This is a genomic window from Collimonas arenae (assembly GCF_000786695.1).
Lineage (GTDB): Bacteria > Pseudomonadota > Gammaproteobacteria > Burkholderiales > Burkholderiaceae_D > Collimonas > Collimonas arenae_A.
Map to the genome: position 1 here is coordinate 4,235,785 of NZ_CP009962.1, position 14,378 is coordinate 4,250,162.

Below are 14,378 nucleotides of genomic sequence, written 5' to 3' on the forward strand. Positions count from 1 at the left end.
TATTTTCTTTGCGTTACGCATGATGTCCTGGTTCATTTCGTGCCGCCTTCGGTCACTTCTATCTCGACCCTGCGATTCTGCGCCCGTCCTTCGGGCGTGGCATTGCTGGCAAGCGGCTGGTTTGCGCCACGCCCTTCGGCCTTGATGCGCGAGGCGTCGATGCCTTGGGTGATGAGATACGCACGTACCGCTTCGGCCCGCTCCACAGAAAGTTTCTGGTTATAGCTATCACTGCCTACCGAATCGGTGTGGCCTATGGTGACAACCACCTCGTAGTCCGCGTTGCGAATGCGTTCGGCAAACTGGTCCAGCGCGACATGGGCAGTCGGCTTGATGACTGCTTTACCGAAATCGAACAAGGTTTCTGACTGAAACGTGGTCTTGACCGGCGGCGGAGCTTCAACAGGCTCCGGCACGGCAGTGACCGGTTCGGGTGCGGGAGCGGCTGGTACAGGAGCCGGTTTGGATACTGCACCGGCTGACGGAAAGCCCAGCGCGGTCTCATCGAACTTGAAGCGCAGTCGGATGTAAGCACCCTTGCTGGTGTATTCCCCTGCAGTCAGATCGCGGTCGCTCAGGCCAACCACGTTATAACCAACCGATAGCCACAAGTCCTTGGCCAGAAGGTAACCGACTTCAATCCCGGCAGTTTTTTGCAAAGACCCGCCCTGTCCAAACATGAGGCCGGCTTGCAAGCCAACGTCCCAGTCCTTGTTGAGGTCACGGGTATAGCGCCCTTGCAGCAAATGCGCCCAATACGTGCTCTTCAGCGTGCCGTCGTCGGTGCTCGACACCTTCCCCGCATAACGGCCGGTAATATAAGTACCGCGTTGAGGATTGATATTGATACTTGCAGAGATGATGTCTGCCGTGTCGACCCCTGGCAGCGGCGTGCCGGTGCCAAAGGAGATATCGGTGATCGCACCGGTGGTGGCGCCAGTGCCATCGGTGCGTTGGACCTTGTGTTCATAGCGCATCAAGGCATTCCATACGTCCTGGTTGACCGGGCGATAGGCTGCGCCGATCTGCTGGCGCGACATGAAGCTGTTGTTGCCGTTGTTGGTACCCTGCCCTTTGCTGTTACTGATGATGCTGCGCGCCAGGAAACTCCAGTCATCGTTAATCTTGTAGCCGAAGCCGGCGCTTGACAGGAGGGTATTGGCGTCGTCGCCCTGGCGTGCTTCGAGCACACCGCTGGCCTTGACCCGCTCGCCCTGATATTCCAGGCCGCTCACGATGGCGGTTGCGTTACCCAGGCCGACGATGCCCGGGCTGCTTGCTCCGCTAGAGGTAGTACGTTCTATGCCCGCCGTCGCGCGCACATGCTCGGATACCTTGAAGGTGTTGCGCACGCCGACGGCGGCCTGGCCGGCGCGGCCATCCAGGGAGTCCGCCAGGCGATACTCGTTGTAGACGCGGCCGCCTTCCATGTAATTGCTCTCGACGCCGAAGACCGCGACGTTATGGCTGTCGGTGCTAGACGCCGTATAAGGACCGTCCAGATTGGACAATACCTCGTAACGGCCATACAAACGAGTCTTGTCGGTGATGGCGTAGTTTCCGCCGACGGCCAGCATGTGGCGATCGCCGTGCGCCAGATCCTGCTCGCCTTCGACAAACACCTGCGCCTGAGGCAGTCCAGGTACTTGCGAGCTGAGGCGACCGCGGACCGTGGTGAGGCTCTCGTTGGTTCCGGTTCCCGCAGCTGCCGCCCCCAGGGTAGTCACCGGGCTCGCAGTATTGGCCGAACCCAGCGCACCGTTGGTGCTCGACACCTGGTTATAGTCGAACATGGAGGCGGTCGGACTGGAGTTCTGGCCATAGCGCAAGCCAGCTTCGCCGACCAGGGTGTTGCTGAGTTTTTTCTGGATGCTCACTGCAGTGCCTGCGATATCGCCCGGGGTGGCCGCGTTTTTGCTGTAAATCGCTTCGCCGCGCAGATGCGTGGTGTCGTCGATCTTGTATTCTGCGCGCGCAACCGCTTCTGTCTGGCCAGCGCTGAAAGTGGAACCCGGATTATCGAAAGTTGCAGTCGTTCTGGCATATTGAGCAACCACACCCAAATCACCATCCTGGTGACGCAACTCGATCCGTCCGGCTTTACCTTCGCCGTTCAGATCGGTATCGGTCTTCACCAGTTCCCCGGCCACCGTCGTATTGGAGCCTACCCGCGCGATCGCTGTCAGCGCGCCGAGTTTGCGGCGGTTGTCCGGATTTTCATCGGTACTGGCGACCACACCGACTTGCAGCTTGTCACCCACCTTGACTTGCACATCGGTGCCAGCCACAGTGAATTTCGGACCGCCACTGTCGATCTCGTAAGTAACCCGGATAGATTGCGGATTCAGGTTGCTATCCACGGCGGAAATCGGCCGGGTAAACAAGAGACGCTTCGTCAAAGGTTCAATGGTGTAATCGACAAACTGCGTGACCTGTGTAATTTGCAGCACGGTATTGGGCTGATTACGGTCACGCACCAGGATTTCGACTATTGCGCTGTTGGTCAGCAAATCGCCGGTGCCAGCCGACAAATAATAAGGCCCGGAGATACCTTGCGCCGGGAATTCCTGGATCTGCTGCGTCTGCGACGTCCGCGACGCATACGAGGTAGCGCGCACCTTATCGGTTTCGTAGACGTCTTTGAGGCCCGTCAGGGTACGGTTGCTTTGGCTCAGCTGGCGCACTTCGCCGCTACTGGCTGTAGTGAAGTCGCCATACAACAGGTAAGAATGATTCTTATCAATTCGGACATACAGTTTTTGCGTGCTTTGCGCATCGAAGCCACGCGCCGAGGAGTCGCCGTAGACCGGATAGAACTGGTCGGGCTGGATGTCGCGAAACAACGGGGTGTCACCGGTCTTGGCGGAATCATAAGCTGCAGTGAGCAGGAAATCGCCCTTGACCGCGCCCTTGAAATAGAACGCGGCGCGTCCCGCAGCCCGCGTGTCGGACGTATCGCTGCTGACCATGCCGGAGAGTTCGGTTTCGAAAGCCGCACCGGCCGGCATCTGTCCCAATGTCAGTTGTCCGCGATTGGAGAAATCCAGCGTAGCCTCGACAATCCCGACCCCGATCATCGGACGCATGGCAGGCAGCAACGCCAGCCGTACTTCATTGACGAACGCGCCAGCCGAGACGCGAATGCGCACACTGCCCGGCTCTCCCGGCGGTAGCAGATGGAATTCGGCCTGGCCACCGTCCATGAACACTTGCGTGCCAGGCTCGTCATGGTTCAGATCCTGCTCCAGCCAGCGGCCGCGATCAGATTCAAGCGTGAGCTGGGTGCGCGCAGTCACCGGCACACCGTTCGCATCGGTCAGGCGAACTTTGACGAGCACCGGCGTGCGCAGGTCGGCGCGCGCATCCGTAGGTACATCAATCTGTATCTTCCCCAGCTTGTCCGGTGCAGTGACGGTAATTTTCTCAGTACCGCGCGCGTTGCCGAATTCGTCGATGAGATCCAGCTGCAATGCGTTTTCACCTGGGTTCAACACAACGCCGATGTATTCCCATGCAGCCAGATTCTTAGACGCAAGCACTGCCTTCTTGCCGACGCGCCGGCCGTCGATCGCCTCGCCATTGACTGTCAGGCGCAAACTCAGGCCCGACTGTCCCTTGACCCGGACATTGATACTTTGTGTAGCGACAGTATCGTGGTCTTTCAGACCGATGAAGCCGGCCTTGTTGTCAAGCGTCGGCAGAAGCGTCTCCAGCTCGATGGCCGTTGGCGCAGCTTGCGGCAGCAATGGCAGCGCAGCAGGTTGCAGCGTCGTGCCGTGGCTGTTCGGCCCATTGCTGCCGATCGTCCCCACACCGCTGCCGACGCCACCCGGCAACAAGCCACTGGTGCCGCCCGCGACGCCGCTCAGCGGCGCAAACGCACCTGCCTGCTGGGCGTCGCCCAGCGTGCCATTCAGTGTTCCGACGCCACCGACGCTACCGATGAAGTTGCTGCCACCGGCCGGCGCCGAAGGCAGCTGGATCAATGGCTGGCTCACGCTCTCCGTGCTGCCTGTGGCGCCGCCAGTTCCTATCTGTCCGGCTGCCGGCAGTGAACGGGTGTCGCCGACGGCAACCGGTTTTCCGGTTGGATCAAGACGCACGCGCACCGCAGCTTCGCCATCCGCATCCGGCCGGCTCGCCACCAGTTTGCGGCGCGCCATCACGTCGTCCATCACCCCAGGCGCTTCGCAATTTTGAATAATGAAATTTGCCTTGTGGAATTCGCCCTTCTTCAGGTCCACGAACCGGCTGGCTGGATTGTTCGCGTTGCGATTGTCCAGCACTGCCAGTCTTGCCCCAGGCGGCAAGGTGGTTTCGTCGACACGCAACACATGCGTGATCGGCTTGAGTCCATAAAGACTCCATTTTCCTTCGACATCGGTCACCACATTGGTACCGTCTTCCATGTATAACCGGACGCCTGGAACGCCGATCTCATCGCTGCCACTTTGCATGCCGTCACGCTTGCAATCCATGTAGACCTTGCCGAAAGCATAAGCGTCATCGGCGAACACGCCGCCGCTCACATGCACGCGCCACGAAGCCTGGTTCGACTTCAAGGGGCCGGAGCTGGCATTGGCGCGATTGATCGCGTCACCCGAAGTAGGCGCGCCAACACCGATGCGCAAGCGATAGCGCACCATCACAACCTGATCCACGGCAAGCGCCTGGTTCGGATAGCTGAACACCAGATGCGGCCCTGCCCCGCCGGCCGGGTCCGGACTGGCTACACCGTTGAGACGTGCACTGCCCGCTACATAAGCAAAGCCAGGCGGCAACACGTCGTTGAACGTGACACCGGTAACGGGAACGCCGGTCTTGTTGGTAAGGGTCAAGGCATAGTCGACGAAATCACCCAGCTCCGCCTGGCTTTTACTGCCGTCTTTCTTCAGGATCAGTCCCTGGATATTGCCCGGATCCATTGGAATATCATCGTGTTCCGCATCGCAGATTGCCCCGGTAGCCGGATTAACACCGGCCCGTACTGAAAAATAATAAGTAGTCGGATCGCCGTTTTGCGGCACCGCCGAGCCAGGAACCACCATTCCGCATTGGGTATAAATGCCTGATGTTGCAGGAATCAGCTGCGACGGCACCACATAGCCGCTACCCGCTGGCGGCGTGACGGAAATGACGTAGGTGCACATGCTGTTCACCGGCGGCGATTGCAGATAGAACGAATAGGCGCCATCGCCTCCCGTTTGCATTGATACGCTACCGTTGGCATTGAAAGTGTAGACACCGGACGCGCCGCCATAGATCTCCGCTGAGGTGATCGGCGTAGCGGAACCGCTGGTACAGGACTGACGGGTGTAGGTAACCAGTGCGCCAGCCACCGGCTGGCGAGTGACGGCATTGTAGATCGTCCCTTGCGGGTCCATCAGCAGCGACTGCACCGTGCTCGAAGCCGCAGCCACCAGCATTGACGGGTTGAGGTTGATAGTGTTCTGGGAGTAAGCTGCTGCCCACCCCTTGTTATTGACTGTCACGCGGCTGCTTGAGAGATTCGGCTTTTCAGTCACGCGCACCGTGAAGGTGACTTGTTCGCTTTGGGCTGGCGCCAATGCCCGGCTGCCGTCGGTCAGGCTCAGTACGGCTTCGGTCGGCAGGTTGTAAGGACTGGCGCTGGCGATGGCAGCACGGTTGCAGATGGCGTTGCCGGTGAAACTGGCAGCCGGCGCCAGGAGACCATTAGCCGCCTTGGGCGGTGCAGTTATCTGCCATGACGCAACCGATCCCGTGGATAAATCCATATCGAAAGTACAGTTCAGGTTATCGATCAGCCGTACATAGGGCGCCGGCGCCGTGCCTGAATTGGTCACGCCGAAGGTATAGTCGATGTCGTAGACGCCCTGCGCCACGCGACGCGGCAAGGAAGCTGTTTTCACCAGGGTGAGAACCGGCAATTGGGTCGACACGGGTGTGGGCGAACTGTAATTGTTCGGATTGCCGTCGCTGCCAGGAGCAGGGTCGGTACCGTTGACAGAATCATCAAACACCGAAGGCGGTGCCCCCGGAGCCAGCGCGGCCTGCGCACGCGACGTGTTAAGCAGTGTTCCGGTACGTCCGCTCAGATTGACGCGCATGGCGAACTGTACCGTGAACTCGCCGCCAACCGGCAACACGGCGCCGGGAGCAAGAAGGTTTTGTGCAGATGCTGTGGCGCTCGCGCCGGTAAAAGCCTGATTGGCCGCCGCCACGGTCCCGGTGACCGCATTGCCCTGGCTATTCGCCATGACAAGCGAACCCGGGACGATAGTGTACTGGTTCACCGCAGGCGCCGCAGAAGCCGTGTAGCTGCCAAATTGCGTGCTGCCGGAACCTTCCAGCAAATCTGTCGCCTGCACGTCGTAAAGCCAGGTGCTGCCGTAGTTTTTGATGCGAAGGCTAAACTGGACGGTGGCCGTCCCATCGGGAACGCCAGCGGCATTGAGGTTGATTTGCGGCGTGGATGCGGCCTTGGCAATGCCGATACGAGCCGGCGTGACAGGGATAACGACGGTGTTCGAGAGCGACTGCGTGGAGGCCGTGCCGTCGTTGTAATAGGATTGCGCATTGTTGAGGATGTTGCCGGTCTGGTCGGGGTTGACCTTTGCAGAAAACTGCAACGCTATCGATGCATTGCGCGCCACGACAGCGGGTATGCCGATGGCCACTTCAATGGCCGAAGCGTCATCGGTGGTGCGGTAGCTGAAAGCCGGATCGCCCGGCAGCCGGAACAGCCTGATCGCCCCCAGTGCCGTGCTTTGCAGGCTTCCTGCGATGTACTGCGTTCCGGCAGGAACCAGGTCACGCAGCAGCACCAGGGTTTTCGGCGCGCCGTTGACAATGATGGTATTGCTACCCGGTACGGCAGTCGACGTAGGCGCCGCATCTTGCGAACCGATGTTGGTGCCTGATACGACAAAGTTGATGACCGTTGATCCCGGCTGCACAAGGCTCGGATAGGACGCCGATTTGATCAGCGACATCACCGCTACGTTACCCACCGTCACCACATTATGGTTAACCGCGCTTTGCCCTTTCGATACGGTGGTAGCGGACAAGGTGAGACATGCTGTGCCGCTGGCCACCGATGGTGTGGTGCCTTGCACGATCAGCGACGCGGTTTCACCCGGCTTAAGCTGCAATGCGCCGACGCTGCCCAACGCGATGACTGAATCCGACGCATCCACCACGCCATTGTTATTCATGTCGCGAACGATGCGCAGGCTACTCAAATCGAGTGTATCGGCAACGCAGCCGGGACCGTTGTTGACAAAGTTCAAGGTGTAGCTCGACGGTACATTGCCGGTGTTGGTGAGTAAGTGGTTCAGACTCACCACAACATTCGGTGGCCGAGTAACGTTCTGGTCTTGCGTGAGCGTCAGCGCCTCTACCGGCAAAACGTTAGCGATCACGCCGTTCGAACTGGCCGTTTCGGTTTGCGCAAATCCGGCCGGCACGTAGGTAGCGGTAGCAACGTTGCGAATCACGGTTCCGCCAGGCGCCGGCGTAGCCTGCGCTGGCACAGCACTTGTCCCGAAGAGCAACCCAGCCGCCGTCAGTGCGAGCGTGCCAAGTACCCTTCGTGGATTTAAATGCAAATTTTTGAACGTTATTGACACTTAGCTTTTACTTTCAGAACTGGGCCGCAAGTAGCAAGCGCCCAAACGATTGCCGACTCTTTCCTGTGCCACCTGCGCAATCCGCAGGAGCCTGGTTTTTCCAATGGCAGAGGAAAGAGGCGAAGCACGCCGGCAAAATACAAGTAGCCGGCAGCTTCGCTGTCTAATCCGGCAGGTGATAAAACCTGCCGGAACAACGTGCCTGATCGATCACTGATTGATCTGCACCTGGAACGTCAGCGTGGCTGAACCACCCGGATTCACCGTGGTTGCGGTGCCACAACTCACTGCTGTGGTCCCGTTCACTGTGTAGTTGGCGTTCGCCAGTACCGGTGTTGTCCCCGTCGAAACGCATTTGGTGGCTGGCTGCGTAGCAGCCAGGGCGGTATAAGCCGGTACGGCATCGTTGACGATCATGTTGCTGATCGGCGCAGTGCCTTGGTTGGTCGCTACCACTTGATAGATGATGCAATTGCCAGGCTTCGCAGTCAGCGGTGCTGTCGAGAACGACGACGCCGTGCCTGCGCACGCAGCATCAAGTGCCTGTGTCTTGACAACGCGGATCTGGCCGGTGATCACCGTGGTGGTATCGGTCGCTGTTTGCGTACCGCAATTTGGCGCAGGATCGGTAAACGTCGACGTAATGGTGACGAGGTCGCTAGCGCCGGCAGTTGCCCCACCTGGAGCAAATACCTTTACCAGCAGCTTCTGCGTTGCTCCGGCCGCACCCAATGCCGGCTGATTCTGGCCGGAGGTGACGATCGGATCGTTAGCGGCTATCTGACCTGTGCCATTGACGTCCAGGTAGACCACTGCGGTCCAGCCTGCTGTCACATCTGCTGCCGGCAAAACGGCTGCCAGTGTGTAAGCGCCGCAGCTCTGGTTACCCGTGTTGGTCAAGGTATGGGCATAGACCACAGTGCCGCCAGGAGCAACCTGACCGCTATTGTTAGGCGTCAGCGTGGCGCTGTAAGCCGCAGCAACAGTCACGGTCACAGCGTCGGTCTTGGCATCGCTTACCAGCACGCCAGTAGATGCAACAGCAGTCGATAGCACCTGGAAATAGACTTTCTGCGCTGTGACGGCAGCTTGCGATGCCGGTGGCGTAACGCAAGCATCTACTTCCAATTGAGCGCCAGCCGCGATCGTCGGGGTAGCGGTAATTGCCGCGCCGGAGCAGGTTGCGCCAGCCGCGACAAATTTCACAGTCCAGCCCGTTGGCAACGTTCCTGGGAAGGAGGTTGACTGGCTGGCGGCCAGATTATAGCTATTGGCGGTCGAATCGTTGTTCTTGACGAACAACGTGAAGATCGTGCCGGTGCCGGCAACCGTAGTATTTGTCGTCGTAGGCAGCGGGCTTGGACCTGGTCCCAAATCGCCGTTGCCGATCGAGCCGACCCCCGTACCTGCAGCCGTGTTTGTCAAGTCAACCAGGGAACCGATAACTGTCGTGACAGTATCTTTGGTCGCATCGACCTTGGCAGGGTTGCCAACTGATTTACCAGTTATCAAAGCCGTGAACGGTCCCGAACCAACTGTAGCGCTGGCCGGTATATTGGCTTGCACCACGATGGCGACGCTGCCGCCAGCCGCAATCGGGCCTGTATCGACAATGCCGTCGCCTGACGTGTCGAGCAATGGCGTTTTGCCATCCGCTGCAAAGAAAGTGAACGTCGTGCCAGCAGGGAAAGTGCCCAGTGCAGCAGTCAGGTTGACAGTATCCGTAGCATTACCGGTGTTGAAGACGATCTGCGGGAATTGGACACTGCCGCCTGCGATAACCGAGGGACGGGTAGTCAAGTCGGCCGAGCCGTCACCAGCGCCAGGCGTGACGTCCAGTGCGGTAGTCGCGGTGGCGACCGTCGGCAAATTGGTACCGACGGCGATGCCGTAGCTGGCCGTCACCGTATATATCGCCGGATTGGTGTTAGAGCCTGTAGGGCCTGGGCTCGCTGCCGTAGCGGTAGCTCCTGCATCGACCGGATTGTATGCGGCCGTGTTGGTGGTAGTCGAGGTGCCGACAGCTGCCGTATTGTTGACCAACACCACGAAGCTGATGGTCTGCGACACGTTCGGTGCAAGCGATTTGACAACCGCCGTGATCGTGGCTCCTGCGCCGCCTGTCGATTGATAATCGATACCCACCGGATCGCCGCCAGCACCATCGCCCAAGGCTGTGCCCGGCGCATTGCTCCACACCGCGGAATTGGCAACGTAGGTGAAACCGGCTGGCAACTTGTCGGACAAAGCGAATGCGCCGGCCGCACCACCGGTGTTGCTGAAGTTCAACGTGTACACGGTGTACTGGCAACTTGCCGTGGACGTCATGCCTGCGGCATAGGTCGTCGGGCAAGCAGCCGAAGACGAACTCGGACCGCTGGCCACAGCCGTTGGCCATGCCCCGCCGCCTGGCGCTGCGACAGCAGGCACGCTGATCGACTTGCTGGCGTTAAACGCTGCCGTGGTCGTAAGGTTGACGTTGTCGACGTCTGCCGCCTGCGTGTTAGGAGCCGTATACAGCGCGGTGGTCACCGGCGTCGCAGTCACAGTACCGGTACTGTATGGCGTAGTCGGCGTAGTTGCCGTACCAGGGATCGTATAAGCCACCACGAATTGGTAGACACCGTTATTCCCTGCCACAGTCTGGGTCGGTACCGTACAGGTCCCCCCTGGAAGTGCTGTACACAACGGCGTTGTGCTGTCCGGAATGCCATCGCCGTTAGCGTCGGCAAACACTTGGACTTGCGTGAATGGGTTGGCGCCTGCCGGGATGGTCACAGTAATGTTGAAACCGTCGGCGCCATTACCTGTGTTGGTCAAGGTATGTGGTGCATAGACCGTGGTGCCTGCGGCGCCGGTCTTGGTATTGATGACCGTGGTGGTGACTTGATTGACCGTATCCAGCAAGAACGAGCCAACTTGCTGAACCGTGGTTTGCACCAGGTTCGAAGTCGCCAGCTGGGTATTGCCATTTGGATCGGAGTAACTGGCGGAAGCCTGGTTGCCGATGACGGTATTAGCAGGTGGGGCAGCGGCAAAAGCGGTTGGGGTGCCTAGAAAGAAGCCCAACGCTAACGCTGCAACACCTGCCCAATGTACGCACGACTTGATACCGATGCGTTGGGTAGGCAAAGGGAGGTTCACTCGATTTCTCCTGTGAGTATTAAAATGAATATAAAAAACCCGACGGGCGCGTTTCCGAAGTGGAAGGCATTGGTCGGGTAAGTAGATCTACGCAGGCATATGCAATAAATGCAGACTCTTGAGGTTCTGTACTAGGACTGACTAGCGACAGGCCGTACCGTGACTGGAGGCGCCTGTGCCGCGCCAGCGGTAGTTTTTGGAGCAGGCGGGGTAACCACCTCAACCTTGGCGCGAACAGTCACTGCCGTTACCCCACCGGCAGGCAATTGACCCAGCGCCCAGCGCATCGCACGATATTCGTTGTAAGGAACCGGTTCCGTCTTGTTGCCGGCAACCTTGCGCGTCAACGGCTCGGCGGCATAGATGCCGTCCTTGGTGGCGGCCTTGGCCAGGACAGCGCCTGGTTTGGCGCTGTGTGCCTGGTATTCAAGTCCGTCGGGAATCGGCAAGTCTGCCACCAGGCCGGTAACCGGCTTGTTGCTCGTATTTGTGTAAGTCGCCTTGTACTCGATGATGTCGCCTGGCTTGACCGATGCCGCGCTCACCAGTTGTTCGGCGCCGTCCGCATTCTTAATCACCTTGAATTGGGCAAGATCGACGACGATTGTTTTTTTGGCGGCGACCTCGGGAGCCGGCCTGTTCGCTGTCGTTGCGACAGACTGTGCAGAGGCCACTTGCGGCATCCCGATGCTTAAGGCTATCAGCCCGCAACTGATCATGAAAGGCAGGCGAATGACCTGAATCCGCCTGCTCAAGAGGTTGACTATTTTTCCCAATTTAATGTGTGCCATGCTGACCCCAGCCTTATGTTGATTAGAATTAACTGCGCCATAATTCGACCGGATTTTGCTATCGAGGAAAGTTGATCTCGAATCGAGTTATCTTGAAAATCTATTGTTTGCTTGCAAGACCTTCTGCGATCTTCAAACCAAAGTACCCACGCTCACCAGGCAATCGTTGAGCGGCAAAATATTTCGCAACCGAAATTTTTTGTCGTGCCTAAACAGGATTGAAAAAGCATGGGTTTTCCAAGTCGAGCGCTTGGCTCTTTTCCCAACGGCCGACTTGATGCGATGCGAGAGTTGAATCTCGAACTGTGATAACAGTCGCCTCTGCAATATTTCTTATCAACCCTTCAGCTGCCTCTTCATGTACACATCTCGCCGACCAAACTCAGCCAATGCAAAGTCGAGTTATCCGCAGCAGAATTAGAGATGTTGCTATCCTGTTTCAATTGCCGTCTCGCCGAGCGAAAAATCGTTCGGCTATTTTTCCGGTCTGATCTTTGTAACGTTTTCGCGGCGTATTCATCGCCTTTGCTAGCGATTTTCATGATCACGAGATGCAATGTCGGAACATCTTTTAAATCATCGGACAAGCGATGCCAAATTCCACTTTCGTGCCATCTTCTGAAACGCATGTAGCTAGAATTCCATTTTCCAAATTCAGGCGGCATATCGCTCCATGCGTAATTACCGCTCACAAACCACAGCAAAGCATCGATGAACCCACGGTTATTCTTGGCCGGGCTCCCAGGATCACCAGGTTTTCCCGTTAGCAACGGCTCCAATGTTTCCCATTCGGCATCGGTAAGAGGCATAATTTATTTCGCGGCTTTGTTTGCACACAAAAGAAAAAAATCAAAGGTCGCACGCACTAAAAACAAGTGCATGCAAGTTGGCGACACGATCTGCCGGTATAAATTTTTAGGAATTTTAGAGCAGCGACGTATTGAAAATATATTCATAAATGGCCATATATTTAACAAATCTGACCAAGGAAAAATATAAATCGGAAGAGTTACCAATAGGCTAGACTTCGAACATTCGTTGGACATGAAAACTCCAATAAACGTAGGTTGCTACCGCCTATCCGGCATCTTTTAACGGCCCGCATAAATAAAAAATGGACGAGATCAAATCCAACTCTCCCCTGCCCGGCTTCATTTCCAGCGGATATGTACGACTCCTGTACGAGTATCTCGAGAAGCATGACGTCAGAGCGGCTGACCTGCTCGGCGAGGCGCCGCCCGAGATCGTAGACCGTGGCCTGCGGCGCTATACCTTAATGCGCTGGGCAACCATGTTGCAGCTTGCCGCCAAGCGGTTGAACGACCCGCTATTGGGCCTGCATCTGGGGCAAACGATAACGCCCGCCCATTTGGGCGCGCTGGGCTACGTCATGGCGACCTGCGCGAATCTGGGAGCGGCATTAATGCGCCTGGTGGAATATCAGCGCCTTCTGTATGAAGGCAATCCGATGATTATCCAGGCAGAAGAGACAGATATCATCATCGAATGGAAACCGGACTACGGCCGTTTTGGACCGTTGATTGATGAATCCGGCATCGTCGGCATGCTGCAGATTGCCCGCAGCATCACAGGCCATCGCTGCGGAGCTAAGGAAGTATGCTTCGCGAATCCCGCTCCGCAGGATATAAAACCTTATGTAGACTGGTTCCAGTGTCCTGTGCTATTCGACCAGCCGGCGACTAAGCTGCGCTTCCCCATCAACCTGCTGGCCCGACCGTTACTGCAAGCAGATCCGATTCTTGTACTTGTTCTGGAGCAACAGGTCGACGCCATGTTGGAAGACCTGCCACGCACTGATGATTTCGAAAATGAAGTGCGTCGGCATATTGCGCGCCTGATCAGCAATGGCGAACCGGAACTGGAGCATGTAGCCGAAAAAATGCATCTTTCGGTACGCACATTGCGTCGCCGCCTCAACGAACACGGATTAAATTTTCGCTCGCTGCGTGAAAACATTCGTCATCGCATGGCAGAACACTACCTGCTGGATCAGCGCCTGCATTTGGCGGAAATAGGGCAACTGCTGGGCTACAACGACCAGAGCGCATTCACCCGTGCTTTCCGCCGCTGGACCGGGCGCACTCCACTTAGCTATCAACAAGAGATGCTGCAAGGCATCGGCACGGCAGATTGATCATCTGCATTTTCTTCACAACGCCACCAGTTTCTCAGCCTGGCTGAGGAACGAGATTTAACCGCAAAGTCGATTTAATCTCTTAACTACCATCTTCCTCGCGGCCAGTTCAATCAATCATCGAATAATTCTTTCCGGGAAAAAACACTTCTTCTCGGTCTGCTTCTTTGCGGATTCGGTGCTAACGCGCCGGAAATTAGAGTCCCAACAGCCCTCAAATCATCTCTTTCGATATTCAATACAAATCTGGAATAAAAATATTTCCACGTGATAACACCTCTCCCCATTTGACAACACTTAATGTTAAATAATGTCAATAAGCCTAATCACACCTATTGTCTTTGTTTAGAACATTTTATGATCTGCTCGTACTTTGGAGTTCGTACTTGGAAAAAGGGGATAACAGTCATGGACAAAATAGAAAAGCTGGCAATGAACAGAGTTGCTATTGCAGACAGGTTTAACGAACGTCAATTAAAGGACAAACGCCTCGCGTCCTTACTTGAATCCGAAAGAAAATTATATGAAGCCGGTATGTCCATTAACTACTATGTTTTAGGCATTGCGCTATTGAAGATAATCTCTCCTTAGCGCACATACGGCGTATTGAAATGTTGGGTAAAAATATTAAACGGGCTAGCCAAGTGGCGCAGCGACGGCGGTAAATAGTGAAGACAC

General features: G+C 56.9%; 6 protein-coding genes. 2 read left to right on the forward strand and 4 right to left on the reverse strand.

Annotation, left to right across the window (positions count from 1 at the left end):
- Positions 1 to 32 precede the first annotated feature (32 nt).
- The 4 genes from LT85_RS27370 to LT85_RS25560 form a co-directional block, all read right to left on the reverse strand.
- The gene (locus tag LT85_RS27370) at positions 33 to 7,514 is read right to left on the reverse strand and encodes an OmpA family protein (protein WP_301280471.1); all 7,482 of its coding nucleotides are present in this window, start codon (positions 7,512 to 7,514) and stop codon (positions 33 to 35) included.
- Positions 7,515 to 7,820: 306 nt separating this feature from the next.
- A complete protein-coding gene (locus LT85_RS18465) occupies positions 7,821 to 10,754 on the reverse strand; it encodes a beta strand repeat-containing protein (RefSeq protein WP_038491759.1) in 2,934 nt (977 codons plus the stop codon).
- A gap of 131 nt (positions 10,755 to 10,885) precedes the next feature.
- Complete coding sequence (locus LT85_RS18470) at positions 10,886 to 11,545, reverse strand: hypothetical protein (protein ID WP_253273573.1); 660 nt, start codon at positions 11,543 to 11,545, stop codon at positions 10,886 to 10,888.
- A 356-nt stretch (positions 11,546 to 11,901) separates the two neighbouring features.
- Positions 11,902 to 12,354 carry a transposase gene (locus LT85_RS25560; protein WP_052135302.1) on the reverse strand — a complete coding sequence of 151 codons (453 nt, stop codon included), beginning with the start codon at positions 12,352 to 12,354 and terminating at the stop codon, positions 11,902 to 11,904.
- A 305-nt stretch (positions 12,355 to 12,659) separates the two neighbouring features.
- Here LT85_RS25560 and LT85_RS18480 point away from each other — a divergent pair, with 305 nt between their 5' ends.
- The gene (locus tag LT85_RS18480) at positions 12,660 to 13,700 is read left to right on the forward strand and encodes an AraC family transcriptional regulator (protein ID WP_038491762.1); all 1,041 of its coding nucleotides are present in this window, start codon (positions 12,660 to 12,662) and stop codon (positions 13,698 to 13,700) included.
- Between the two features lie 408 nt (positions 13,701 to 14,108).
- Complete coding sequence (locus tag LT85_RS18485) at positions 14,109 to 14,291, forward strand: hypothetical protein (protein WP_038491765.1); 183 nt, start codon at positions 14,109 to 14,111, stop codon at positions 14,289 to 14,291.
- Positions 14,292 to 14,378 lie beyond the last annotated feature (87 nt).

Excerpts from the sequence above, each read along its gene's own strand:
- LT85_RS18470 (WP_253273573.1), bottom strand. The coding sequence starts at position 11,545 with ATGGCACACATTAAATTGGGAAAAATAGTCAACCTCTTGAGCAGGCGG.
- LT85_RS18480 (WP_038491762.1), top strand. The coding sequence starts at position 12,660 with ATGGACGAGATCAAATCCAACTCTCCCCTGCCCGGCTTCATTTCCAGC.
- LT85_RS25560 (WP_052135302.1), bottom strand. The coding sequence starts at position 12,354 with ATGCCTCTTACCGATGCCGAATGGGAAACATTGGAGCCGTTGCTAACG.
- LT85_RS18485 (WP_038491765.1), top strand. The coding sequence starts at position 14,109 with ATGGACAAAATAGAAAAGCTGGCAATGAACAGAGTTGCTATTGCAGAC.